Annotated in this window: 18 protein-coding genes; 12 read left to right on the plus strand and 6 right to left on the minus strand. The window is 71.3% G+C overall.

The features are described from left to right. Nucleotides 1-208 precede the first annotated feature (208 nt). The 5 genes from hisC to Scani_RS36540 all read left to right on the plus strand — a co-directional run bounded on the left by hisC (nt 209) and on the right by Scani_RS36540 (nt 9,884). Entirely contained in the window at nt 209-1,288 is a 1,080-nt protein-coding gene (gene hisC, locus Scani_RS36520) for a histidinol-phosphate transaminase (protein ID WP_159481948.1), read from the plus strand. A 324-nt stretch (nt 1,289-1,612) separates the two neighbouring features. Further along, nucleotides 1,613-3,121 carry a cytochrome ubiquinol oxidase subunit I gene (locus Scani_RS36525; RefSeq protein WP_159481949.1) on the plus strand — a complete coding sequence of 503 codons (1,509 nt, stop codon included), beginning with the start codon at nt 1,613-1,615 and terminating at the stop codon, nt 3,119-3,121. 9 nt (nt 3,122-3,130) lie between these two features. Beyond that, entirely contained in the window at nt 3,131-4,132 is a 1,002-nt protein-coding gene (gene cydB, locus Scani_RS36530) for a cytochrome d ubiquinol oxidase subunit II (protein ID WP_159481950.1), read from the plus strand. Nucleotides 4,133-4,175: 43 nt separating this feature from the next. Next, complete coding sequence (gene cydD / locus Scani_RS36535; RefSeq protein ID WP_159481951.1) at nt 4,176-7,895, plus strand: thiol reductant ABC exporter subunit CydD; 3,720 nt, start codon at nt 4,176-4,178, stop codon at nt 7,893-7,895. Between the two features lie 309 nt (nt 7,896-8,204). Next, nucleotides 8,205-9,884 (plus strand): GAF domain-containing sensor histidine kinase, encoded by a 1,680-nt coding sequence (locus tag Scani_RS36540; RefSeq protein WP_159482582.1) that lies wholly within the window; start codon nt 8,205-8,207, stop codon nt 9,882-9,884. A gap of 67 nt (nt 9,885-9,951) precedes the next feature. On the opposite strand, the gene Scani_RS36545 is transcribed toward Scani_RS36540, so the two are convergent. Further along, nucleotides 9,952-10,974, minus strand: a complete 1,023-nt coding sequence (locus Scani_RS36545) for an HAD hydrolase family protein (protein ID WP_159481952.1) — start codon at nt 10,972-10,974, stop codon at nt 9,952-9,954. 159 nt (nt 10,975-11,133) lie between these two features. Here Scani_RS36545 and Scani_RS36550 point away from each other — a divergent pair, with 159 nt between their 5' ends. The 3 genes from Scani_RS36550 (at nt 11,134) to pspAB (ending at nt 13,904) form a co-directional block, all read left to right on the plus strand. Next, nucleotides 11,134-12,033, plus strand: coding sequence for an LLM class flavin-dependent oxidoreductase (locus Scani_RS36550; RefSeq protein ID WP_174872802.1), 900 nt, complete (start codon nt 11,134-11,136; stop codon nt 12,031-12,033). Between the two features lie 320 nt (nt 12,034-12,353). Beyond that, on the plus strand, nt 12,354-13,253 hold the full coding sequence (htpX, locus tag Scani_RS36555; RefSeq protein WP_159481954.1) for a zinc metalloprotease HtpX: 900 nt from the start codon (nt 12,354-12,356) through the stop codon (nt 13,251-13,253). Nucleotides 13,254-13,340: 87 nt separating this feature from the next. Next, nucleotides 13,341-13,904, plus strand: a complete 564-nt coding sequence (gene pspAB, locus Scani_RS36560; RefSeq protein WP_159481955.1) for a PspA-associated protein PspAB — start codon at nt 13,341-13,343, stop codon at nt 13,902-13,904. A 116-nt stretch (nt 13,905-14,020) separates the two neighbouring features. Here the strand turns inward: pspAB and Scani_RS36565 are convergent, their stop codons facing one another. Both Scani_RS36565 and Scani_RS36570 read right to left on the minus strand, forming a co-directional pair. After that, entirely contained in the window at nt 14,021-14,563 is a 543-nt protein-coding gene (locus tag Scani_RS36565) for an RNA 2'-phosphotransferase (protein ID WP_159481956.1), read from the minus strand. Between the two features lie 198 nt (nt 14,564-14,761). Continuing rightward, a complete protein-coding gene (locus Scani_RS36570) occupies nt 14,762-15,346 on the minus strand; it encodes a PadR family transcriptional regulator (protein WP_159481957.1) in 585 nt (194 codons plus the stop codon). Nucleotides 15,347-15,488: 142 nt separating this feature from the next. On the opposite strand from Scani_RS36570, the gene Scani_RS36575 reads away from it, so the two are divergent. After that, complete coding sequence (locus Scani_RS36575; RefSeq protein ID WP_159481958.1) at nt 15,489-16,079, plus strand: DUF3159 domain-containing protein; 591 nt, start codon at nt 15,489-15,491, stop codon at nt 16,077-16,079. Then, nucleotides 16,076-17,425: a carotenoid oxygenase family protein gene (locus tag Scani_RS36580; protein WP_159481959.1), complete on the plus strand. Its 1,350-nt coding sequence runs from the start codon at nt 16,076-16,078 to the stop codon at nt 17,423-17,425. The genes Scani_RS36575 and Scani_RS36580 overlap by 4 nt, the downstream gene beginning before the upstream one ends. Before the next feature lie 357 nt (nt 17,426-17,782). On the opposite strand, the gene Scani_RS36585 is transcribed toward Scani_RS36580, so the two are convergent. The 3 genes from Scani_RS36585 to Scani_RS36595 all read right to left on the minus strand — a co-directional run bounded on the left by Scani_RS36585 (nt 17,783) and on the right by Scani_RS36595 (nt 22,314). Further along, entirely contained in the window at nt 17,783-18,907 is a 1,125-nt protein-coding gene (locus Scani_RS36585) for a MerR family transcriptional regulator (RefSeq protein WP_159481960.1), read from the minus strand. A gap of 591 nt (nt 18,908-19,498) precedes the next feature. Further along, entirely contained in the window at nt 19,499-21,286 is a 1,788-nt protein-coding gene (locus Scani_RS36590) for an SDR family oxidoreductase (protein WP_246296351.1), read from the minus strand. Nucleotides 21,287-21,447: 161 nt separating this feature from the next. Beyond that, nucleotides 21,448-22,314, minus strand: a complete 867-nt coding sequence (locus Scani_RS36595; protein WP_159481961.1) for a M24 family metallopeptidase — start codon at nt 22,312-22,314, stop codon at nt 21,448-21,450. 207 nt (nt 22,315-22,521) lie between these two features. Here Scani_RS36595 and Scani_RS36600 point away from each other — a divergent pair, with 207 nt between their 5' ends. Further along, the gene (locus tag Scani_RS36600; protein ID WP_159481962.1) at nt 22,522-23,577 is read left to right on the plus strand and encodes an ABC transporter ATP-binding protein; all 1,056 of its coding nucleotides are present in this window, start codon (nt 22,522-22,524) and stop codon (nt 23,575-23,577) included. Beyond that, the gene (locus Scani_RS36605) at nt 23,567-24,523 is read left to right on the plus strand and encodes an ABC transporter permease (RefSeq protein WP_246296352.1); all 957 of its coding nucleotides are present in this window, start codon (nt 23,567-23,569) and stop codon (nt 24,521-24,523) included. The genes Scani_RS36600 and Scani_RS36605 overlap by 11 nt, the downstream gene beginning before the upstream one ends. The last annotated feature ends 62 nt before the right edge of the window (nt 24,524-24,585 follow it).

The raw sequence follows: 24,585 nt of genomic DNA on the forward strand, positions 1-24,585 counted from the left end.
CCTTGACGGGGGACGCGCGCCACGGCGTGAGCCACCGGCGTGCGCCGGATCGGACGGCGCCCTCTGAAAGCTCTGCGCGGGGCTTCCCGGCGGCGGGCCGGAGGCGCGGGCGTGAGCCCGGCGGCAGTTCGGGGCTGCCGCCGAACGGGTCAATCCTCATAAGGTGTGCAGTATTGGAGAAGAGCAGGACGGTCGAGGAGGACCTGCGGTGAGCGAGAAGACCCCGAAGCTGCGTGCTGCGTTGGACGGCATCCCCACCTACAAGCCGGGCCGGCCGGCGGCGGTCGGCGGCCCCGTCACGTACAAGCTGTCCTCCAACGAGAACCCCTATCCGCCGCTGCCGGGCGTCCTGGAGAGCGCGGTGACCGCCGCCGGCTCTTTCAACCGCTACCCGGACATGGCCTGCACGGGCCTGATGGCGGAGCTGTCCGACCGGTTCTCGGTGCCCCTGGAGCATCTGGCGACCGGCACCGGTTCGGTCGGTGTGGCGCAGCAGCTGGTCCAGTCGACGGCCGGTCCCGGCGATGAGGTGATCTACGCCTGGCGCTCGTTCGAGGCGTACCCGATCGTCACCCAGGTCTCGGGCGCCACGTCCGTGCAGGTCCCGCTGACCTCCGGTGAGGTGCACGACCTGGACGCCATGTTCGGCGCGATCACCGACCGGACCCGGTTGATCTTTGTCTGCAACCCCAACAACCCCACCGGCACCGTTGTGCGCCGTGCGGAGCTGGAGTCCTTCCTGGACCGGGTGCCGAGCGATGTGCTGGTGGTGCTGGACGAGGCGTACTGCGAGTTCGTGCGCGATCCCCAGGTGCCGGACGGCATCGAGCTCTACCGCGACCGGCCCAATGTGTGCGTGCTGCGCACCTTCTCCAAGGCTTACGGCCTGGCGGGGCTGCGGGTCGGCTTCGCGGTGGCCCATGAGCCGGTGGCCGCGGCGCTGCGCAAGACGGCGGTGCCGTTCGGTGTGAGCCAGCTGGCGCAGGAGGCGGCGGTGGCGTCGCTGCGCAGCGAGGCGGCGCTGCTGGAGCGGGTCGATGCCCTGGTGACCGAGCGGGCGCGGGTGGTGGACGGCCTGCAGGGGCAGGGCTGGACGGTCCCCGAGTCGCAGGCGAACTTCGTCTGGCTGCGGCTGGGTGACCGTACGACCGACTTCGCGGCGGCCTGCGAGCGGGCCGGGGTGGTCGTGCGGCCGTTCGCCGGTGAGGGCGTGCGGGTCACGATCGGCGAGAGCCCGGCGATGGACCTGTTCCTGCAGGCCGCGGAGGAGTTCCGCAAGGCGTTGTAAGCCGTTGTCGAGTGGCGCAAGAGGCCGTGGGTCTAAGGATCCGCGGCCTTGTGCATGAGGTACTGCTTTGCGCCGTCGTGGCCGGTGGCCCGGGTGCGGCGGCCGCGGTCGACGTGGCCCGGAACGTCGCAGGTGGAGGGGGTGCCGGCCGCCTGTGGACCTACGTGACCGCGGTCACGTACCCCCCGGCAGAAATGGCCGAGGCTCGTAGGAGATAATTGCTTGTGAATGTGAACGCGTTCACAAGCGCGTCCCCGTATGCACCACTTTATGTGGTGCAAAGGGGGCATTGCCGTAGTGCAACGGCGACGTAAGGAGCACGGCATGGAACTGGCGTTGGCGCCAGAGACTCTGGCCCGATGGCAATTCGGCATCACCACCGTCTACCACTTCCTGTTCGTCCCCCTGACGATCTCCCTCGCCGCTCTGGTGGCCGGACTCGAGACCGCATGGGTACGCACGGGGAAGCAGGAGTACCTCAAGGCCACCAAATTCTGGGGCAAGCTGTTCCTGATCAACATCGCGATGGGTGTCGTCACCGGCATCGTCCAGGAGTTCCAGTTCGGGATGAACTGGTCCGCCTACTCGCGATTCGTCGGTGACGTCTTCGGCGCCCCGCTGGCCTTCGAGGCGCTCATCGCGTTCTTCTTCGAGTCCACCTTCATCGGACTGTGGATCTTCGGCTGGGACAAGCTGCCGAAGAGGATCCACTGCTTCTGCATGTGGATGGTCTCGATCGGCACGATCCTGTCGGCGTACTTCATCCTCGCGGCGAACTCCTGGATGCAGCATCCGGTCGGCTACAAGTACAACGCCGCGAACGGACGTGCGGAGCTGACCGACTTCTGGAAGGTGTTGACCCAGGACACCACCCTGGTCGTCGTCTTCCACACGCTGACCGCGGCCTTCCTGACCGGCGCCGCGTTCATGGTCGGCATCGCCGCCTTCCATCTGATGCGCAAGAAGCACATCAAGGTCATGCGGACGTCGCTGCGGCTCGGGCTGATCACGCTGGTCATCTCGGGCATCCTCACCGCGGTCAGCGGCGACTCGCTCGGCAAGGTCATGTTCAAGCAGCAGCCGATGAAGATGGCCGCGGCCGAGGCGCTGTGGGACAAGGAGGAGCCGGCGCCGTTCTCGGTCTTCGCCTACGGCGATGTCGAGAAGGGGCACAACACGGTCGCCATCGAGATACCCGGCCTGCTGTCCTTCCTCGCGCACAACGACTTCAGCTCGCCGGTCCCCGGCATCAACGACGTCAACAAGGCCGAGAAGCAGAAGTTCGGGCCCGGTGACTACCGGCCCAACATCCCGGTCGCCTACTGGGGCTTCCGCTGGATGATCGGCTTCGGTATGTCGTCCTTCGCCATCGGTCTCGCCGGGCTCTGGCTCACCCGTAAGAAGTTCTGGCTCGCACCGGGGCTGCGTACGGGCGACGAGGAGCCACCGCATCTCGCGCTCACCAAGAACAAGGTGCTCGGTGCCCGCCTGAGCAAGTGGTACTGGTCGCTCGCCTTCGTCACGCTCGGCTTCCCGCTCATCGCGAACTCGTGGGGCTGGATCTTCACCGAGATGGGCCGCCAGCCCTGGGCCGTCTACGGCGTACTGCGCACCTCGGACGCGGTGTCCCCGGGCGTCTCGCAGGGCGAGGTGCTCACCTCGATGATCGTCTTCACCGGGCTCTACGCGATCCTCGCCGTGGTCGAGATCAAGCTGCTGGTGAAGTACATCAAGGCCGGACCGCAGGAGCTCAGCGACTCCGACCTCAACCCGCCCACCAAGATCGGCGGCGACAGCACGGACGCCGACCGGCCGATGGCCTTCTCGTACTAGGAGGCGACTGTGCAACTCCACGACGTCTGGTTCGTCCTTATCGCCGTCCTCTGGACCGGGTACTTCTTCCTCGAAGGGTTCGACTTCGGGATCGGCGTCCACACCAAGCTCCTCGCCCGCGACCGGCGTGAGAAGCGCGTACTGATCAACACCATCGGCCCGGTCTGGGACGGCAACGAGGTCTGGCTGATCAGCGCGGCCGGTGCGACCTTCGCCGCCTTCCCCGACTGGTACGCCACCCTGCTCTCCGGCTTCTACCTGCCGTTCCTGCTCATCCTCGTATGCCTGATCGTCCGCGGGGTCGCCTTCGAGTACCGCGCCAAGCGGACCGAGGAGCACTGGCAGCGGAACTGGGAGACCGCGATCTTCTGGACCTCGCTGCTGCCCGCGGTGCTGTGGGGCGTCGTATTCGGCAACATCGTGCACGGCGTCAAGATCGATGCACACAAGGAGTACGTGGGGAGCGTTCTCGACCTGCTGAACCCGTACGCGATCCTGGGCGGGCTGGTCACGCTGACGCTGTTCACCTTCCACGGCGCGGTGTTCGCCTCGCTGAAGACGACGGGTGAGATCCGGGGGCGGGCCCGCCGGCTGGCGACCGTCCTCGGACTGCTCACCCTGGTGCCGACGGTCGGCTTCCTCGGCTGGACCCAGGCAGACAAGGGCGATGTCAGCAGCCTGATCGCGATGGGCGTGGTGGTGGTCGCGCTGCTCGCGGCGCTCGGGGCCAACAGGCTCGGGCGCGAGGGCTGGGCGTTCTCCTTCTCCGGTCTCGCTATCGCGGCCGCGGTCACGATGCTGTTCCTGACGCTCTTCCCGAACGTCATGCCGTCGACGCTGAACGAGAGCTGGAACCTCACCGTCGGCAGCGCCTCGTCCAGTCCCTACACCCTGAAGATCATCACGTGGTGCGCCGGTTTCGCCACGCCGCTGGTGATGCTCTACCAAGGGTGGACGTACTGGGTGTTCCGCAAGCGAATCGGCACCCAGCACATCGCCGAGGCCCACTAGCTGAGCCGCCTCCCCGGTGGCCTCAGCAGGATGGAAGTTTCACGTGAAACCGGTCGACCCGCGTCTGCTCCGTTACGCCCACGCCACCCGCGGCTTCCTGGTCGCGGTGGTGGTGCTCGGGCTTGCCGGAGCGGGCCTGGTCATCGGCCAGGCGATGCTGATCGCCGAGATCGTCGTCGGGGCGTTCCAGCACCACCTCGATCTCGGCGCACTGGCCACCCCGCTGGCGCTGCTCGCCGCGATCTCCGTCGGGCGCGGTCTGGTCACCTGGCTCACCGAGCTGGCCGCGCACCGCGCCGGTGCGGCGGTCAAGTCCGAGCTGCGGATGCGGCTGATCGAGCGGGCGGCGCGGCTGGGGCCCGGAGCGGTGATCGGCCGCACGGACGATGGCGCGCGGACCCCGGAGCCACACGGTCGGGGCGCGGCCGGTGCGGGCGCACCCGACGGCGCGGGGACCCTGGAGATGCGCACCGGCGAACTCACCACCCTCGCCACCCGCGGCATCGACGCACTGGACGACTACTTCGCCCGCTATCTGCCGCAGTTGGGCCTGGCCGTCGTCGTCCCCCTCGCGGTGCTGGCCCGGATCGTCACGGGGGACTGGATCTCGGCGCTCACCATCGTCCTCACCCTTCCGCTGATCCCGCTGTTCATGGTCCTGATCGGCTGGGCCACCCAGGCGCGGATGGACCGCCAGTGGCGGCTGCTCGCCCGACTGTCGGGCCACTTCCTCGATGTCGTCGAGGGACTGCCGACCCTCAAGGTCTTCGGCCGGGCCAAGGCCCAGGCCGCGTCCATCCGGGCCATCACCGGCGCTTACCGCCGGGCGACGCTGCGCACCCTGCGGATCGCCTTTCTCTCCTCCTTCGCGCTCGAACTCCTCGCCACCATCTCGGTCGCGCTGGTCGCGGTCGGCATCGGCATGCGGCTGGTGCACGGGGAGCTCGACCTCTACACCGGCCTGATGGTGCTGGTGCTGGCTCCCGAGGCCTATCTGCCGTTGCGACAGGTCGGCGCGCAGTACCACGCTGCGGCCGAGGGGCTCTCCGCCGCGGAGGAGATCTTCGCGGTACTGGAGACACCGCTGCGCGCGACCGGCACCGCGCCCGCGCCCGCGGGCACGGCACTGGCCGTGGAGGACCTGGTGGTCCGCCACCCCGGGCGGACCGGGGACTCGCTCCCGGCGACCTCGTTCGAGGTCCGGTCCGGCGAGACCGTCGCGCTGGTCGGTCCCTCCGGCGCCGGCAAGTCCACCCTGCTGAGCGTGCTGCTCGGCTTCACCGCACCGTACGGGGGCCGGGCCCTCGTCGACGGCCGGGACATCGCGTCCCTCTCCCCCGACAGCTGGCGACAGCGGATCGCCTGGGTGCCGCAGCACCCGCATCTGTTCGCCGGCACCATCGCCGAGAACGTACGGCTGGCGCGGCCGGACGCGGAGGACGCCGCGGTGCGCACCGCGCTGGGCGACGCGGGCGCGCTGGACTTCATCGACGCGCTGCCGGACGGGATGGCGACCCGGCTCGGTGAGTCCGGTGCTGGGCTCTCGGCCGGCCAGCGCCAGCGCCTCGCGCTCGCCCGTGCCTTCCTCGCCGACCGCCCGATCCTGCTGCTGGACGAGCCCACCGCCAACCTGGACGGCGCGACCGAGGAGGCGATCGTGGCCGCGGTCCGCCGGCTCGCCGTCGGCCGCACGGTCCTGCTCGTCGTCCACCGGCCGGCGCTGCTGGCGGTGGCGGACCGGGTGGTGCGGCTGCCGGATCCGGTGGGGTCTGCGGATGCGGCGGGAGCTGTGGACGCGGTGGGCGCGGGGACGGGCCTCAGTACGGCGGTGGCGGCGGTCTCGTGCCAGGAGACGGCTGGGGCCCCGGCGGCAGGCCCGGCCCTGGACCCGGCCGAGGGCGACCGGGGCTCCGCAAAGGTGGCAGCCGGGGCGCGGGTCCCGGACGAGGGCACCGAGCCCGACCCCCTTCCCGGCCCCGCCCGGGGTGCGGCGCTCACCCGGCTGCGGCGGACCGCCCGCGCGCATCGGGCACAGTTCGCGGTGGCGCTGCTGCTGGGGAGCCTGGCGCTGTGCAGCGCCGTCGGACTGATGGCGACCTCGGGATGGCTGATCTCGCGGGCGGCGCAGCAGCCTCCGGTGCTGTACCTGATGGTCGCGGTGACCGCGACCAGGGCGTTCGGCATCGGCCGTGCGGTCTTCCGGTACGCCGAGCGGCTGGTCGCCCATGACGCGGTGTTCCGGATGCTCGCCGAGGTGCGTGTCGCCGTCTTCCGGCGGCTGGAGCGGCTGGCCCCGGCCGGGCTCACGGAGCGCAGCCGCGGCGATCTGCTGTCGCGACTGGTGGCCGATGTCGATGCGGGACAGGACTACTTCCTGCGCTGGCTGCTGCCCGTGGGGGCGGCGGTACTGGTCGGCGCGGGCACGGTGGGCTTCACCGGATGGCTGTTGCCGGAGGCCGGTGCGATCCTCGCCGTCGGACTGCTGCTCGCGGGCGTGGGGGTCCCGGTGCTCTCGGGTGCGCTGGCCCGGCGGGCGGAGCGTCAACTGGCGCCCGCGCGCGGGCGGCTCGCGACCCGGGTCGTCGATGTGCTCACCGGCACCGCCGAGTTGACGGTGGCCGGCGCCCTGCCCGCCCGTACGGAATCGGTGCGGCGCGCCGACCGGGAGCTGACCCGGATCGCCTCCCGCTCGGCCACCGTGGCCGGAACCGGCGCCGGGCTGTCGGCGCTGCTGTGCGGGCTGACGGTCGCCGCGGCGGCGGTGGCCGGCGTCCAGGCCGTGCATGCGGGCCGGTTGGCGGGTGTGGCGCTGGCCGTGGTCGTGCTCACCCCGCTGGCCGCCTTCGAGGCGGTGGCCGGGCTGCCGCTCGCCGTGCAGTACCGCCGGCGCACCCGGCACGCCGCCGAGCGGGTCTTCGAGGTGCTGGACGCCCCGGTCCCGGTGCAGGAGCCCGCCGTGCCGGCCGACACTCCCGAGACGCCGTTCCCGCTGGCCGTACGGGATCTGACCGCGCGCCATCCGGGAGCGGACCGCCCGGCGCTGGACGGCGTCGGCTTCACCTTGACGGCCGGCCACCGGCTCGCCGTCGTCGGCCCGTCCGGCTCCGGCAAGACCACGCTGGCGCAGGTGCTGCTGCGCTTCCTGGACCGGGAGTCGGGGTCGTACCTGCTGGGCGGCACGGACGCCCGGACGGTGGACGGTGACGCGGTCCGGCGGTTGGTGGGGCTGTGTGCGCAGGACGCGCACCTCTTCGACAGCTCGCTGCGGGAGAACCTCAAGCTCGCCCGCCGCGACCGGCGGGACACCTCGGCCGACGCCGACCGGGACCTGTGGGACGCGCTCGGCCGGGCGCGGCTCGCGCACTGGGTGCGGGGGCTGCCCGACGGCCTGGACACCATGGTCGGCGAGCACGGCGCCCGGCTGTCCGGGGGCCAGCGGCAGCGGCTGGCGCTGGCCCGCGCCCTGCTCGCGGACTTCCCGGTGCTCGTTCTGGACGAGCCCGCCGAGCACCTCGACCTGGCCACCGCCGATGCGCTGACCGCCGATCTGCTGGCCGCGACCGAGGGCCGCACGACGGTGCTGATCACCCACCGGCTCACCGGTCTCGACGCGGTCGACGAGGTGCTGGTCCTGGACGAGGGGCAGGTCGCGCAGCGCGGGACGTACGCGGAGCTGGCCGCGGCCGACGGCCCGTTCCGGCGGATGCTGGAGCGCGAGCGGGCGGTGGACGCGGCGTACGGCGAGGCGCAGCCGGTGGCGTAGGGCGCCCCACGACCCGTGGCACGAGGCGAGGCGCAACAGCGGCATACGACGCGCAGCAGGCGGCATGAGGCGGCCCGCAGCCGACGGCGCCAGTTGCCTCGCGGCTGGTGGCGCGGGAGGGCGTACCGCCCCGTGCCCGGCTCGCCCGCCATACCCCGGCCCCTGCCTCCCGCCGCTCCCCGCCCTCCCCGCATAACTGGACTTTCCCTGGAAATCAGCCGTTATTAGGCTCATTGCATGGCAGTCACGGCAGAACCCCCGCCCTCGGACCCCAGGGACCCTGGGAGCGAGGCTGCGGGACTCGACCCCATGGACGCCGCCACCGAGGCGACGCGCAGTCTGCAGGGCCTGTCGTCCGAGCTGACCGCCCGGGTGCCGCAGCTGCTGGAAGCGATGCGTACGGTCGGCGCGGGTCTTGATCTGCACGTCACCCTGGACCGGATCGTGGAGACCGCCGCCGAGCTCGCCGACGCCCGCTATGCCGCGATCGGGATCATCGACGACGCCCGCGAGGGGCTGTCGGACTTCGTGACGTACGGGGTGGACGGGGAGCAGCACCGGCGGATCGGCGCGCTGCCCGACGGCCACAAGGGTCTGCTCGGTGCGCTCATCCACGATCCCAAGCCGCTGCGCCTCCGCGACCTCACGAAGGACCCCCGCTCGGCGGGCTTCCCGGCCGGGCACCCGCCGATGCGGACGTTCCTCGGGGTGCCGGTCCGCGTCCAGGGCGAGATCTTCGGCAACCTCTATCTGACGGAGAAGCGCGACGGCGGGGAGTTCAGCGAGGAGGACCTGCACATGGTGCGGGTGCTGGCCACCGAGGCCGGTATCGCGATCGGCAACGCCAGGCTGCATGCGGCAACCCGGCAGCGGGAGCGGTGGATCGACGGCTCGGTGGCGGTGACCACCGAACTCCTCGCCGGCAGCGATGTCGACGATGCGCTTGCGGTGGTCGCCGAGCAGGCCCGCAAACTGGCGGACTCGGCGGCCGGCATCGTGCTGCTGCCGGACGAGGAGGGCGGTCTGGAGATCGTCGCGGTGTCGGCGGACGACCCCACCGGGATCATGGGGACGCAGATTCCGCCCCACAGCCCGGTCGTCGAGCAACTCCTCGCCGGGGAAGCGGTGTTCGTGCACGACTCGGCCACCGACCCACGGATGATCACGGACATCGCGGCCCGGTTCGGCCCCAGCATGATGCTGCCGCTCAAGAGCGGCGGACGGGTGCTCGGCACTCTGGCGACCCCGCGGGCGAGGGGTGCCCGCCCGTTCACCGGCGCCGAGCGGACGCTGGCCACTCAGTTCGCGGCGCAGGCCGCCCTGGCGCTGGTCCTGGCGGACGCACAGCGCGACCGCGAGCGGCTGGCGGTCTACGAGGACCGCGACCGGATCGCCCGTGACCTGCACGATCTCGTCATCCAGCGGCTCTTCGCGACCGGCATGATCCTGGAGAGCGCCCAGCGCAGAACGATCGTGCCGGAGGTGGCCCAGGGCGTCGGCAAGGCCGTCGACGAGCTGGACGTCACCATCCAGGAGATCCGCACCGCGATCTTCGCCCTGCAGCAGGGCCCGGCCGAGGCACCGTCCGGGCTGCGGACCCGGGTACTGCGGGAGATCGGCACCGCCGCCGTACCGCTCGGCTTCCAGCCGTCGGCCGGTTTCATCGGCCCGGTCGACTCCCGGGTCGGCGAGCTGACCGGCAAGAACCTGATCGCCGCGCTGCGCGAGGCGCTGTCGAACGCCTTCCGGCACGCCCAGGCGTCCCGGATCGAGGTCGTCGTCGATGCCACGATCCGGCTCCCGGACGGCGCCGACGGCGTCCGGCTGACCGTCGCCGACGACGGCGTCGGCATCTCGGACGGCGGTCGCCGCAGCGGCCTCAAGAACCTCTCCAAGCGCGCGGAGTCACTGGGCGGGTCCAGCTGGTTCGGTCCGGGGCTGGGCGAGGGCGGCACGGGGACGACGGTGCGGTGGGAGGCGCCGCTGTAAGACGGCGGCAGGGCGGGCGCGGGGGCCCGGCCCGGCTGCGGCTGTCGCCGGGCCGCCGCGCTCGGTGCTATCGGGGCTGTCGGTCGGCCCGTGGAGCGCCGTGGCGCAGGATCTGCTCGATGACGGCAGCGACACCGTCGTCGTTGTTGGACGCGGTGCGGCCCGTCGTGGCGGCCAGCACGTCCGGATGCGCGTTGGCCATGGCGTACGAGGCGCCGGCCCAGGTCAGCATCTCTATGTCATTCGGCATGTCGCCGAAGGCGACGACCTCCTCCGGAGAGATGCCGCGCTCCGCACAGCAGCGGGCGAGGGTGCCGGCCTTGCTGACGCCGGCTCCGCTGATCTCCAGGAGGGCGGTGGGGCTGGAGCGGGTGAAGGACGCGAGATCGCCCGCGGTCGTACGGGCCAGGGTGAGGAATGCGTCGGGGTCCAGCTCGGGGTGGTGCGCCAGCAGCTTGATCACGGGCTGCTCGGGGAAGGCGGGGCCGACGGGGTCGGCTGGATCAATGGAGGCTGTGGGGTCGGCGGGCCCGGTGGGGCTGTTGGTGCCCCCCGACGCGTCGTCCGGCCCCTGGGCGTCCTCGGGCCCGGTCGCGTGCGGGCACAGCGTCGAGACGAAGTCCTCCGCGAGCAGCTTCTCGGCCGGCGCGACGACCGCGGCCGGGTCCAGGAGGAGGGGCGGGTACTGCGGCTCGTAGTGGATGCCGCCGGTGCGCTCGACCGCGAACGAGGTGCCGGGCGCGACGTTGCGCAGCATGTCCACGATCGTCAGCGCGACGGTGCGCTCCAGCGGGCTGACCTCGACGATCCGGCCCCCGCGGTGCAGATCGACGACGGCCGCGCCGTTCGCGCAGATCGCCAGCCCGTGACCGTGTACATGGTCGCTGACCACGCCCATCCAGCGGGCCGGGCGCCCGGTGACGAAGAACACCTCGATGCCGGCCTGCTCCGCGGCGGCCAGTGCGGCGATCGTCCGGTCGGAGACCGTCTTGTCGTCGTGCAGCAGCGTGCCGTCGAGGTCGGTGGCGATCAGCCGGGGCGCAACGGCCGTTTCGGGCGCCCGTGGTGGCGTGGCGGGGGCATCAGTCACGGGGCCATCTTCCCGTACCGGCGTGCACAGGCGTGCGGTGGGTTGCGCGCATGAGCCCGTGGCGGCCGGGCCGAGGGCGTACGGACGGGCCGTGGTGGAGCCGTCCACGGCGACCGGGCGAATCGTGAGCACCGTCCGCACGCCCGTACGCTCGTGGGTATGCGACTGAGCACCGTGATACTCCCCGTCCACCGTTGGTCCGAGGGCGGACGGGAGGCATGGCAGCGCGCCGAGGAGCTGGGTTTCCACGCCGCGTACACCTACGACCACCTCTCGTGGCGGAGCTTCCGCGACCAGGCGTGGTTCGGCGCCCTCCCGACGCTGACCGCGGCCGCGGCCGCGACGTCCCGCCTGCGGCTGGGCACCCTCGTCACCTCGCCGAACTTCCGGCACCCGGTCACCCTCGCCAAGGAACTGATCTCGCTCGACGACATCAGCGACGGCCGGATCACCCTGGGCATCGGCGCCGGCGGCAACGGCTTCGACGCCACCGCGCTCGGCCAGGAGCCGTGGGAGCCGCGGGAACGGGCCGACCGCTTCGCCGAGTTCGTCGGGCTGCTGGACCGGCTGCTGACCCAGGATGTCGTCTCCTACGCCGGCGACCACTACTCCGCGCACGAGGTGCGCAACATCCCCGGCTGCGCGCAGCGCCCGCGGCTGCCGTTCGCGGTGGCGGCCACCGGACCGCGCGGGCTGAGGCTGGCCGCCCAGTACGGCCAGGCGTGGGTGACGACCGGTGATCCCAAGGTCTCCAACGGGGGCGGGACGTCGGACGACTCGCGCGAGGCGGTCCGCGGGCAGATCGAGCGGCTGGGGAAGGCCTGTGCCGATCAGGGCCGGGAGCTCGCCGACCTGCAGAAGATCATGCTGACCGGCTTCACTCCGGACCGTCCGCTGGACTCCGTGGACGCCTTCGTCGACTTCGCCGGACGCCACGCCGAGCTGGGCATCGACGAGCTGGTCCTCCACTGGCCGATCGCCGATTCGCTCTTCGAGACCGATGTCGCGGTCTTCGAGCGGATCGCCACGGAGGGACTGGCGCAGCTGGCCGCGCGGTAGGCGGCGCACGGGCCGGCGGTCCGGGGCAGTGGTCCTGGAGCTGCCGGTCCGACACGGCCCGTCGGCCGTCTCCGCTCCTCCGGACTCGTCCCCGCCGTCGGGGTGGTCTGTGCTGCTCCTGGGTCGTCCCCGGCCGGTCTCGCGTGTGCCCCGCCGCCCGACGCGCCCGGCAGTCCCCTGGCCTGGGCTTTACCCCACATATAGCCCTCAAGAGGGAGAATCGGTACAGCGGCGCAGTGTGCTGCCGCGGCGCGCCGTGCACGAGGACGGCGCGCGAGCGGTGGGCGCACTGCGCGAACTGCGGCGCTTGCGGAGGAGCCATGGCACAGACCCGATTCGCCCCGGACCGCGGGCTGACCACCCGCATGGTCACCACGATGTTCTTCATCGGGTTGCTGTACGTCGTGGTCGTCGGCGTGCTGGTGGTGCTGCTCAAGGGCGCGTGGGTGGTGGTGCTGCTGATCTCGGGTGCCCTGTTCGTCGCGCAGTTCTGGTTCAGCGACCGGATCGCGGCGTTCAGCATGGGTGCGCGCGAGGTCACGCCGGAGCAGGCACCCGAGCTGCACGGCGCCGTCGACCGGCTGTGTGCGCTGGCCGACATGCCCAAGCCGCGGGTCGCGATCGCCGAGTCGGATGTGCCGAACGCCTTCGCCACCGGACGCGGTCAGAAGAACTCCCTGGTGTGTGCCACCACCGGGCTGCTCAGGCGGCTGGAGCCGGAGGAGCTGGAGGGGGTGCTGGCCCACGAGCTCTCGCATGTCGCGCACCGGGACGTCGCGGTGATGACCATCGCGTCCTTCCTCGGCGTACTGGCCGGGATCATCACCAGGGCCGCTCTGTGGAGCGGCATCGGCCGTAACAACCGGGACCAGAACGCGGCCATCGCCGTGCTCATCGTGACCGCCGTGAGCGTGGTCGTCTATGCGATCAGCTTCCTCCTGACCCGGCTGCTGTCCCGTTACCGCGAGCTGTCCGCCGACCGGGCCGCCGCGCTGCTGACCGGCCGTCCCTCGGCGCTGGCCGCCGCACTGACCAAGGTCACCGGCCAGATCGCAAGGATCCCGACCGAGGACCTGCGCAAGGCCCAGCCGTTCAACGCCTTCTACTTCGCCCCGGCGTTCAACAAGGAGAGCTTCAGCCGGCTGCTGTCCTCGCACCCGACGCTGGAACAGCGGCTGGACCAACTGGCCAAGATCGCGGCGCAGCTGGGACGGGCGTGATGAACGGTGCGGCCGGGGCGGACGTGATGACCGGCCCCGTGGGGCCGGACGTATCGGGGGACCTGTCGAGCAAGGAGCAAGTCGCGTATGGGATTTCTTGACGCCATCCTCGGCCGCAGCAAGCCGGTACGCCCCGATCTGGACCAGCTCTTCGCGCTGCCGTCCGCGGCCGTCACCCTCCAGGCCGCGGCCGGGTTCGAACCCACCGGCCTGGGGTCGGTGTGCTTCGCCAGTGTCGAGGGCGGGACATTCGCCCGCATCCAGGAGGAGGCCCGGTCCCTCCTGGACGGTTCGGTGGAGTTCACGCAGGACGCGTACGGCTATACCTGGCTGCTCGCACGGCATCCGCGGGAGGACGTGGCGGGCCTGGTCAACGACCTGCACGCGGTCAACACGTCGCTGGAGGAGGCGGGGTTCGGCCCGCAGTTGCTCTGTTCGCTGGTCGGGTTCCGCGATGAGCGGCAGCGGTCGCTGGCGCTGGTCTACCTCTACAAGCGTGGCACGTTCTACCCCTTCTCCCCGAAGGAGGGCGGCGGCGAGAAGCGCGACAACCCGCTCGAACTGGAGGTGCGGGCGATGCTCGGCGACGATCTGACGATCGAGCAGGATCTGGCGCGGTGGTTCCCGGTGTGGGGAGCGCCAGGGCTCTGAGGAGGGGCCTCGGGGGCCGGGTCGGGGGCCTCAGGGGGCGGTGGGCTCGGCCTGCCTCCCTCTGTCGCTTCCGTCGTGGGCACCCGGTTTTCCGCCGGTCCCACGGGGCGATGGGATCAGCCCGGGAAACGGAGGAACTGCGGCGGTACCCGGCTGGTGAGCCAGACGCCGTTGGCGCTGACCCGGAAGACATGGCCGGCACGGTGCATCGCCCCGGCGTCGACGGTCAGGACCACGGGCTTGCCGCGCCGCGCGCCCACCCGGGTCGCGGTCTCGCGGTCCTGGGAGAGATGGACGGCATGCCGCGACATCGGCCGCAGTCCCACCTCCCGGATGGCGGCCACACTGCGGGCCACCGTGCCGTGGAAGAGGTGGGCCGGTGGTACGGCCGGCGGCAGATCGAGGTCGACACGTACCGAATGGCCCTGGCTCGCCCGGATCCGGCCGTCCTCGATGGCGTAACGCTGCTTGTCGTTGTCGGCGACCACCGCTTCCAACTCCGCCCGGGAGAAGTGGAATCCGTGCCGCGCGGCCGCTGTCATGAGCTCTTCGACGGAAACCCAGCCCTGGGCATCGAGGGTGATGCCGATCCGCTCCGGTTCGTGGCGCAGATGTTTCGCCAGATACTTCGAGATGCGCACGGAGCGCTGGTTGTCCATATCTCCAGAGTGCCGCGCGCGGCGGGCGGCGGCACCTGAATTGCGGGCCGGGGAGGCTGTGGGACGCGCCGGGCGGTGGTGACGGCCGTTGCCCCGCGAGCCTGCGGGGTGGCCGACCTCGCGCCATGCGCCGGTGCGGGCGACGTCGCCCCCTGTGCCCGTGGGATGGCCGACCTCGCCGCGGCCGCCGCGCGGCCGTCACTCCGCTTCGTTCTGCCGGTCTTCCTGGTGCTGCGCCCTGGCGAGTTCGCTGGCCTTTTTCGCCTTTGCGCTGGTCACCTCATCGGCCGCCCAACGGGCCCATTCCTCCTGGGCCGCCGACATCCGCAAGCCGTACTCCAGCGCGATCCGCCCGTACACCGAAATCATTTCCTCGTCCCACTCTGCGGTCTCCTCGATGTGCTGGAGCGTGGTGCGGGTCTGCGCGGCGCGCTCGGCCTGATGCAGGAGGAATGTCTGTGCCTCGAGGGGCGTGACGATGCCGAGGAAGAAGACGCGCAACACGCCGTCATGGCGCTGCGGTCCGCTCGGTTCGACCGCGGTGAGCCAATGGCGCAGCTCCGCCAGGCCGTCCCCGGTGATCGCGTATTCCTTGCGGCCGCGGGGGCCGTGCGCGGCGACCTCGACGAGGCCGGCGGTCGTGAGCTTGGTGAGCTCGCCGTACACCTGGCTCTGGGTGGCCGGCCAGACGCTCGAAAGCGAGGCGTTGAACAGCTTCATCAGGTCGTATCCGCTCGCCGGGGCCTCGGCCAGCAGGCCCAGCACGGCATGTCTCAGGCTCATGGGCAGCACTTTACCTTCCACTGTTGACATGTCAAAGGTGGAGGTTCTATGTTCGACATGTCGAAGTTGGAATGTGCGTGCGGCGGATGCGATGACTCACCCAGGTGTTGAGGCACGCGGTCGTGCATGAAGAGGGGGAATCATGAACTACCTGCGGAGCTTCATTCCGTGGCTGGTCTATGCGGGGGTCTCGTCCGCCGGCTGGCAGTGGGGCGCGCTCGCGGGCCTGGCGATAGCGGTGGTGCTGCTCGTCGCCGACCGGGCCGCGGGCCTTTCGCTCGACTACCGGCTGCTGGAGTACGGCACGATCCTGTTCTTCGCCGCCCTCAGCGTGGTGGCCTTCGCCCGCCCCGACAGTGGCCTCCAGGCGTACGGCAATGCCCTGTCGACGGGGTGGCTTGCGCTCATCGCCTGGGTGTCGATCGCCGTGCGACGGCCCTTCACGATGGCGATCGCGCGACGGATGGCCCCGCCGGAGGTCTGGCACACCCCACTGTTCCGCCGCATCAACGTCGTGCTCACGGCCGTGTGGGCGCTGTCCTTCACTCTCACCGCGGTCGCCCAGACCCTCGCCTCCGCCTACTCCTGGAACGTCATCGTCTCGATCGTCATCCAGATCGCCGGATTCGCCCTTCCCATCCGCTTCACCGCCGCCTACCCGGAGCGAGCCCGCGCCCGCTTCATGGACACCTCCGGCGTGCGGAACGATGCCCAAGGAGGCCTTGCTTCATGACCACCACACCACCGACCACCGCAACCGCATCGCAGGCCCCCGCACCCCACATGGCCGGCAACTTCGCCCCGGTGAAGGACGAGCTGACCGCCTACGACCTGCCGGTCACGGGCACGATCCCACCGGAGCTCAGCGGCTGGTTCCTGCGCAACGGACCCAACCCGCGGGACGCCGCCACTCCGCACTGGTTCTTCGGCGACGGCATGGTCCACGGTCTGCGCCTGGAGGGCGGCCGGGCCGTCTCCTATCGCAACCGATGGGTCCGCACCTCCACCTTCACCGGGGGCGAGCGCACGGCGGACGCACAGGGCCGCCGCAACCTGGCGGCGGGCGTGGCCAACACCCATATCGTCCGGCATGCCGGACGCACCCTCGCGCTGGTCGAGTCGTCCTTCCCCTACGAGATCGACTGCCGCCCCGGACATGAGCTGGAGACCATCGGAGCCCATGACTTCGGGGGCCGGCTCACCACCGCCATGACCGCCCACCCCAAAACGTGCCCCACCACCGGCGAACTGCATTTCTTCGGGTACGGCGGCCCCACCCCGCCCTACCTCACCTACCACCGCGCCGACGCCGCAGGGGAGTTGGTGATCTCTCGCCCCATCGATGTTCCGGGGCACACGATGATGCACGACTTCCACCTGACCGCCGGCCACGTCGTCTTCATGGACCTCCCGGTCGTCTTCGACCGCAGCCACCCCGGCATGCCGTTCCAGTGGAATCCGGAGTACGGCGCACGTCTCGGGGTGCTGCGGCGTGACGACCCTTATGGCGAGGTCCGCTGGCTGCCCATCGACCCCTGCTATGTCTTCCACGCGCTGAACGCGCACGACGAGGGCGACCAGCGAATCGTTCTCCATGTGTCCCGCTACGCCGACTTCGGCGGAATGACCCCCGCCCACCTCTGGCGCTGGACCCTCGATCTCACGACGGGCACGGTCACCGAGGAGCAACTCGACGACCGATTCTGCGAGTTCCCCCGGGTGGACGACCGGCTCGCCGGGCTGCCGGCCCGCTTCGGTCACGCCACGACCGGCGAGCTGCCGGGCACCGGCCCGATACCCGGCGCACTGCTCCGCTATGACCTGCAGACCGGTGCCGTCGTCCGGCACGACTTCGGCCCGGGGCGCACCCCGGGCGAGGCCGTCTTCGCTCCGGCGGACGACCGTCCGGGCGGTCCGGGCTGGCTGATCACCTACGTCTACGACGCCTCCACGGACACCAGCGATCTCGTCGTACTCGACGCGGAGGACATATCCGCCGACCCGGTCGCCACGGTCCATCTTCCGCAGCGAGTGCCGTATGGGTTCCACGGCAACTGGCTCCCGGATCCGGTCAGTTGAGGCACCGCAGATCCGGTCAGTCGAGGCTCTGAAGGGCGCGGCTGGGACCGCGCACTGCCTGTTCTTTGACAGCTCAAGACTGAGTACGCACCGCCGCCCGGGCGGCGGGGGCGGGCCGTCGGCAGGCGGCAGCGGCGGGCGGCGGGGGCGTGTGCGGCAGGCGGGGGAGAGAGCTGCCGCGGCGCTCTCGGGCGGAGCGGGGGCGGGCGCCGGCGGGCCGTTCAGCGGGGGGGGGGGGGGAGTTGCGACCGCGGTTGCGGTGCGGCGTCGTCGGACTAAGGACTCGTCGCCGCCCTGGTCTCCTGTGCCGGCGCCGTCCGCGTCGCCCCACGGCGCCGTCCCGGGCCTGCTCCCGCTCTAGCGCCCGCTTCCGCTTCCGCCTGACGCCAGGGCGTCCATGGTGCGGGCCTGCACCTCACGCTGAGCGGCGGCGGCGATGAAGGCGGCCGTGTTCTCCGCGCCCACCAGGGCCCGCACGGCCCGTACGGCCTCGGCAGGGAGCAGCACCGCTTCCGGCACCGCACCGGGGTCGGGCGCGGTACGGGGGTCCGCGCTCGTCCCGACGGCAGCCGGTACGACCGGCGACGGCCCGGGGGCGGACCGGGGCTCGGGCACGCTGCCGGCCCCTGCCTCGGTTGGCGTCCTGCCTCCTGCCTCGGCCTGCTCCCGTACAGCGCCGTCCGATGCCGACCGCACCAGCGACCGCGCCTCAGCGGACCTCAGTGCCTCTGCCGGTAGTGCCTCGCTGAGGTGCTGGCGCAGGTAGCGGGTGGCCAGGGTGCGCATGGCGCGGGCGAGTTCGGCGTCGATGGTCTGCTGGGCCAAGGGGCGCAGCCGGCGTACCAGGGCGGCGGCCTCCGCAGCTTCGGCCTCGGTGGGCGGGTGGTCCAGGAAGGGCTGGAAGACATGCTCGGTGGTGAAGTCCAGGAAGCGGGAGGCAATGTGCTCGACCTGGCCCCGCACCTCCCGCAGATGGCCGGAGATCGCCGGGATCGGGACGCCGGCGGAGTGCAGTTCGGCGGCGACGGCGAGTTCCTGCGGGCTGGGGACGAGGAACTCGTCGTCCTCGCCGGGGATCCTTTCCAGGACGCCCAGTTCGACGGCTTCGGCGATGGCCTCCTCGTCGGAGGTGCCCCCGAAGGCGGCGTCCAGGTCCGGGCGGCTGATGCGGGACGCCTCCTCGTCGGTCCACGGCCCGTCGATCTCGGCGACCAGCCCCAGCACCCCGCCGAGGTCGAGGCCCGCGTCCCAGGCCTCGAGGAGTTCCTTGATGCTGGCGAGGGTGTAGCCGCGGTCGAGCAGACCGGCGATCTGGCGCAGCCTGGCCAGATGGGTGCCGCCGTAGACGTTGGCCCGGCCCCGGCGTTCCGGGCGGGGCAGCAGCCCGCGGTCCTGGTAGGCGCGGATCGTGCGGACCGTGGCGCCGCTGAGGTGCGCCAGGTCCTCGATGCGGTATTCGGCCGTCGGCGGCTGCTCGGTCACAGAGGTGCTCCTTACGAGAGGGCCGCGCGCTACGAGAGGACCGCGCGTGGCCCATCGTGCCCGCCCCGGCCCATGGGACAGGGGTGGACACCGCGTAGGCGACGGCGGTGCGCAGCGACGCTTCCTGAGCGGGATGGTACGACCGGCGCAGATACCGGGGTATTGCCGCTCCCCGCTCACGCCACGGGCTGGGCGGCGGCACGGTGCGGACGGCGCGGTGGGGCTCGCGCAGCGAGTAGCGGGACCGGCTGTGGTCTGCGGGTCGTGACGGAGGAGATGGGTGGGGCGCGACTGGTGCCCGGGGGCCGGAAGCGTCTCCAGCCCCCAGCCCCAGCCCAGGCACGCAGGCCGTCCGGTGCCTAATACAGGCCGGCACCGGATTCAGAGCAGCGGCGGCTACGGGACGGCAGGCGGACACAGACCAGCGGCGGATGCGGGCCTGCTGCCCGGCCGGGCCGTTCATAGGGCCTTGCCGAGCAGCAGGCACCGGCCAGGCAGTGGGCACCATCCGGGCAACAACACTGCCGGAGGTGCAACACTGCCCGGGAAACAACACTGGCCGGGCAGCGGGCACAGGCCAGGCGTCCGGCGCTACAGCCGCGGCTCGAAGCGCGCGAGGGCGCGCAGTGCGCGTGGGGCGAAGCGGGACATCAGATGGGCGCCGCGGGCCTCGGGGGTGACCGGCACCACCGCCTGGTTGCGGACCACCGCACGCAGAATGGCGTCGGCGACCTTCTCCGGCGGGTAGTTGCGCAGCCCGTACATCCGCGCGGCCTTGGCCTGGCGACGCTTCTCCTCGTCGGCCGAGACACCGGTGAAGCGGGCCGTGGTGGTGATGCCGGTGTTGACCAGTCCCGGGCAGATGGCCGAGACGCCGATGCCCTGACCGGCCAGTTCGGCACGCAGACACTCGCTGAGCATCAGGACGGCCGCCTTGGACGTGCTGTAGGCGGGCAGCACCCTCGACGGCTGGAAGGCGGCGGCCGAGGCGATGTTGACGATATGGCCGCCCTGTCCGCGGTCCGCCATTCGCTTGCCGAAGATCCGGCAGCCATGGATGACGCCCCACAGATTGACGTCCAGCACCTTCTTCCAGTCCTCGGCGCTGGTCTGCAGGAAGGCGCCGGACAGGCCGATGCCGGCGTTGTTCACCAGGACGTCGACGGTGCCGTACTCGGCATCGACCTTGTCGGCGAGCTTCTCCATCGCCGCCTCGTCCGAGACGTCGGCAACCTCCGCCCAGGCCGCGGGTGCACCGATCAGCCGGGACATCTCGGCGGTCCGTGCCGCGCCCTCGGCGTCCCGGTCGACCGCGATGATCCGGGCGCCGGCCTCGGCGAAGGCGAACGCCGTCGCCCGGCCGATGCCGCCGGCCGCACCGGTCACCAGCACCAGCTGGCCGCCGAACCGGTCGGCGTGCGGGCCGGACGCCACGACCCGCTTCGCCGGATCTCCCTCTTCCTTGGCGGTGACGAACTCGCCGATCCAGGAGACGAGCTGATCGGGGCGGGTACGCGGTACCCAGTGCTTGGCCGGGAGAGTGCGGCGTACCAGCTGGGGCGCCCACTGCTCCAGGTCGTCGTACAGCCGCTGGGAGAGAAACGCATCACCGGTCGGGGTGATGAGCTGGACCGGGCAGTGCGCATAGGCGTCGGTGCGCGGGCGGCGGAGCCGGGGGAGGACATTGTCGCGGTAGAGCCAGGCACCGTGGGCGGCATCGGTCGGCAGTGAAGCGGTCGGGTAGTCACCGCCCGGCACCTTCTCCACCCGCTGCAGGATCTTTGGCCAGCGCGTGCCGAGCGGGCCCTTCCATGCCAGCTCGGGCAGTACGGGCGTGTGCAGCAGGTAGACGTACCAGGACTTGGCGCTCTGGTTGAGGAGCTGGGCGGCGCGCCGCGGAGTGGGGCGTGCCATGCGCTTCTTGATCCAGTGGCCGAAGTGGTCCAGGGACGGGCCGGACAGGGAGGTGAAGGAGGCGATCCGGCCCTCCGTACGGCGCACCGTGGCGAACTCCCAGGCCTGTACCGAGCCCCAGTCGTGGCCGACCACATGGACCGGGCGGTCGGGGCTGACGGCGTCGGCGACGGCCAGGAAGTCGTCCGTCAGCTTCTCCAGGGTGAAGCCGCCGCGCAGCGGCTGCGGAGCGGTGGACCGGCCGCAGCCCCGGACGTCGTAGAGCACCACATGGAACCGGTCGGCCAGACCGCGGGCGACCTCGGACCACACCTCTTTGCTGTCCGGATAGCCGTGCACCAGCATCACCGTGGGGCGTGCCGGATCCCCCAGCTCGGCGACGCACAGCTCGATGCCGCCGGTGGGCACCCAGCGCTCCCGCGCCCCGTCGAGCCCCGTGCCGCTTCCGACCGCGGGCTGCTGCACCGGCCCCGGCCCCGGTCGCTGCTGCCGATCCGCTCGCCGCCCACGCCCCTTCCCCTGCCGGGACCCCTGCTCCCCCGGCCCGGGCCGCGGCACAGCCCCCTGCCCCGAGGGCTCTCCCGCAGGCCCCTGCTCCTGTCCCTCTCCCCGACCACGTCCCGTGTTCACGCTGTCTTCTCCTCCTGCCAGCGCCGCACATGCGGCAGATCATCGTCCAGCCAAAAGGCGCTCTCCTGCGGGTCCTTGGAGTCCGTGACGACCAGGATCTCCTCGAACTTCGCGCCCGTTCCCCGGAATCCGAGGTGGGGTTCGACCGCCCACAGTCCGGGCTGCGGCGGGTGGTCGGAGAAGGTGTAGGGGCTCCACAGCGGGGACCAGCCGTCACGGTGGCCGTGCAGTGCATCGGAGGCCAGACCCTTGAGGGACTGGGTGCCGAACCCGAAGAGAGTCGGGGACCAGCGCCGTTGCCTGACCCGGTCGACCTTGTGCGCGATGACGCCGAAGGGGTAGGCGCGGTGGCGGTTGGCGTAGCCCTGCCGCGCCATCAACCGGTCGACGTCCTCGTAGATCTCCCGGAGCGGGCGTCGCTCGCGCACCTCGCGCAGGATCAGCTCCCGGTGTGCTTCGAGGTCGGCGAGGAGCCGGTCGTGCACGGGGTTGAGCCCGAGGCAGCCGGAGTAGCCGATGTCGGCCGTGTAGCCCCGATGAATCGGTGCCATGTCCAGGATGAAGGGCATCCCCGGTTCCAGCTCGCGATGGGTCGGGAAGAACTGCAGCGGCACCCGGAAGTTGACGAAGGCGGTGCGGTCGCCGAACCAGGCGAACGGCAGATGGAACCAGTCCCGAACCCCGCGCTCGCGCAGCCACTCGCGCTGCATCCGCGCCGCCGCCCGCTCGGTGATCCCGGGCCTGAGCTGCGCGGCCACCGCTTCCGCACAGGCGTAGGCGAGTCGCTGGACCTCTCTGAACCCTCTTAGCCCGGCGGGGAGTTCTCCGGCTCGTGGTGAGGTCGCTGAGGTGACTGAGGCCATCGCCAACCGTCCGTCCGTGAGCGGTGCATCGCGGTACGTGCCCGTAACTTGACACTGATGAATGTGACAATGCCCGGCGGCTGCGTCAAGGGGGCGTCGGGTGCCCACCCGCAACCCCGACGCGATGGCAGCTCGGAGAAGGAGACCCCTACGGGCTCGTAATACCGCAGGGGGAGGTACATCCCATCGTCTGGTCTGACGACCGGTGTGGCGGAGACCACTACCGTCGAGGACGTGACTGTGATCGTGACCGAAAGCCTGAGCAAGCGGTTCCCGCGGGTGACCGCCTTGGACCGGCTCTCCCTTGACATCGCCCCCGGCGTAACAGGCCTGGTGGGTGCCAACGGTGCCGGCAAGTCCACCCTGATCAAGATCCTTCTCGGCCTGGCCCCGGCCACCGAAGGGACCGCGCATGTCCTCGGCCTGGACGTGACCAAGGACGGCGGCACCATCCGTGAGCGGGTCGGCTATATGCCCGAGCACGACTGCCTGCCGCCCGACGTCTCGGCCACCGAGTTCGTCGTGCACATGGCCCGGATGTCCGGTCTGCCGCCGGCCGCAGCCCGCGAGCGCACCGCCGACACCCTGCGCCACGTCGGCCTCTACGAGGAGCGCTATCGCCCCATCGGCGGCTACTCGACGGGCATGAAGCAGCGGGTGAAGCTGGCCCAGGCGCTGGTCCACGACCCGCAGCTGGTGTTCCTCGACGAGCCCACCAACGGCCTCGACCCGGCCGGGCGGGACGAGATGCTCGGCCTGATCCGGCGCGTGCACACCGATTTCGGGATCTCCGTCCTGGTGACCTCCCACCTCCTCGGTGAGCTGGAGCGGACCTGTGACCATGTCGTCGTCATCGACGGCGGCAAGCTGCTGCGCTCCTCATCGACCGATGAGTTCACGCAGGTCACCGCCTCGCTGGCGGTCGAGGTCACGGACACCGACGACCACCCGGACGGCACCGGGGCGCTGCGCGCGGCCCTGACCGCCGCCGGAGCCGCGGTCACCACCGGCGCCGCCGGTTCGCAGAGCCTCGCCTCCGCCGGGCACCTCCTGTATGTGGAGGCGGCCGGGGAGGAGACCTACGACCTGGTGCGGGACACCGTCGCCGGACTCGGGCTCGGCCTGATCCGGATGGAACAGCGCCGGCACCAGATCGCCGAGGTCTTCCGCGAGGCGGACGCGGCGTCTGCCACCCCCGCCACCGCAGGCGCCCCGAGCGCCCCGCATGCCACCCAGGACGGAGGCGCCCACGATGTCGCCTGAGCCCAAGACGTCCGCGTCCGTGACGTCCGCACCGGCGACGCCCGGATCCGGGGCGTCCGTATCCGCCGCACCGGGCGGCGCCTATATCCACAACATCGGCTACCGCCACTACGACGGCCCCCGCCTGGGCCGTGCCTACGCCCGCCGGTCGCTCTTCTCGCAGAGCCTGCGCGGCGCCTACGGTCTGGGCCGTTCGGCCAAGAGCAAGGCGCTGCCGATGCTGCTCTTCGCGGTGATGTGCCTGCCCGCCGCGATCATGGTCGCGGTGGCGGTGTTCACCAAGGCCGGCAGCCTCCCGGTCGGCTACTCCCGCTACGCCGTCTACCTCCAGGCCGTCATCGGCCTCTTCCTGGCCGCCCAGGCCCCGCAGTCGGTCTCACGCGATCTGCGCTTCAAGTCCATCCCGCTGTACTTCTCCCGCCCCATCGAGCGGGTCGACTACGTGGTGTCGAAGTTCGCGGCGATGGCCAGTGCCCTGTTCATCCTCACCGGTGCGCCGCTGCTGGTCCTCTACATCGGGGCGCTGCTGGCGAAGCTGGACTTCGTCGACCAGACCAAGGGGCTGGCGCAGGGAGTGGTCTCCGTGGTGTTGCTGTCGCTGCTGTTCGCCGGGATCGGCCTGGTCGTCTCCGCGGTCACCCCGCGCCGGGGCTTCGGCGTCGCCGCCGTGATCGCCGTACTCACCATTCCGTACGGTGCCGTGAGCGCGGTGCAGGGGATCGCCTTCGTCCAGGGCAACGAGGCCGCCGTCGGGTGGCTGGGGCTGTTCTCCCCGATCACGCTGATCGACGGGGTGCAGTCGACCTTCCTCGGTGGTACCAGCTCCTTCCCCAACGGCCTGACGCCGTCGACCGGTGCCGGATTCGTCTACCTCCTGGTCACGCTGGCCGTCATCGCCGGCTGCTACGCCCTGCTGATGCGCCGCTACCGGAAGGCCGGACTGTGACCGCCCCCCGCCGCAGGCTCCCGCTGGACGGCGTCCCCGGCCCGACCACCACCCTCCTAAGG

Origin of the sequence: Streptomyces caniferus, assembly GCF_009811555.1 — a bacterium.
Classification (GTDB): domain Bacteria; phylum Actinomycetota; class Actinomycetes; order Streptomycetales; family Streptomycetaceae; genus Streptomyces; species Streptomyces caniferus.

What these genes read in the sequence shown, in the direction of transcription:
- pspAB (WP_159481955.1), top strand. Translation starts at nt 13,341, where the DNA reads ATGGGATTTCTTGACGCCATCCTCGGCCGCAGCAAGCCGGTACGCCCC.
- Scani_RS36580 (WP_159481959.1), top strand. Translation starts at nt 16,076, where the DNA reads ATGACCACCACACCACCGACCACCGCAACCGCATCGCAGGCCCCCGCA.
- Scani_RS36595 (WP_159481961.1), bottom strand. Translation starts at nt 22,314, where the DNA reads ATGGCCTCAGTCACCTCAGCGACCTCACCACGAGCCGGAGAACTCCCC.
- Scani_RS36570 (WP_159481957.1), bottom strand. Translation starts at nt 15,346, where the DNA reads ATGAGCCTGAGACATGCCGTGCTGGGCCTGCTGGCCGAGGCCCCGGCG.
- htpX (WP_159481954.1), top strand. Translation starts at nt 12,354, where the DNA reads ATGGCACAGACCCGATTCGCCCCGGACCGCGGGCTGACCACCCGCATG.
- Scani_RS36575 (WP_159481958.1), top strand. Translation starts at nt 15,489, where the DNA reads ATGAACTACCTGCGGAGCTTCATTCCGTGGCTGGTCTATGCGGGGGTC.
- Scani_RS36565 (WP_159481956.1), bottom strand. Translation starts at nt 14,563, where the DNA reads ATGGACAACCAGCGCTCCGTGCGCATCTCGAAGTATCTGGCGAAACAT.
- Scani_RS36550 (WP_174872802.1), top strand. Translation starts at nt 11,134, where the DNA reads ATGCGACTGAGCACCGTGATACTCCCCGTCCACCGTTGGTCCGAGGGC.
- Scani_RS36540 (WP_159482582.1), top strand. Translation starts at nt 8,205, where the DNA reads ATGGACGCCGCCACCGAGGCGACGCGCAGTCTGCAGGGCCTGTCGTCC.
- Scani_RS36605 (WP_246296352.1), top strand. Translation starts at nt 23,567, where the DNA reads ATGTCGCCTGAGCCCAAGACGTCCGCGTCCGTGACGTCCGCACCGGCG.
- Scani_RS36525 (WP_159481949.1), top strand. Translation starts at nt 1,613, where the DNA reads ATGGAACTGGCGTTGGCGCCAGAGACTCTGGCCCGATGGCAATTCGGC.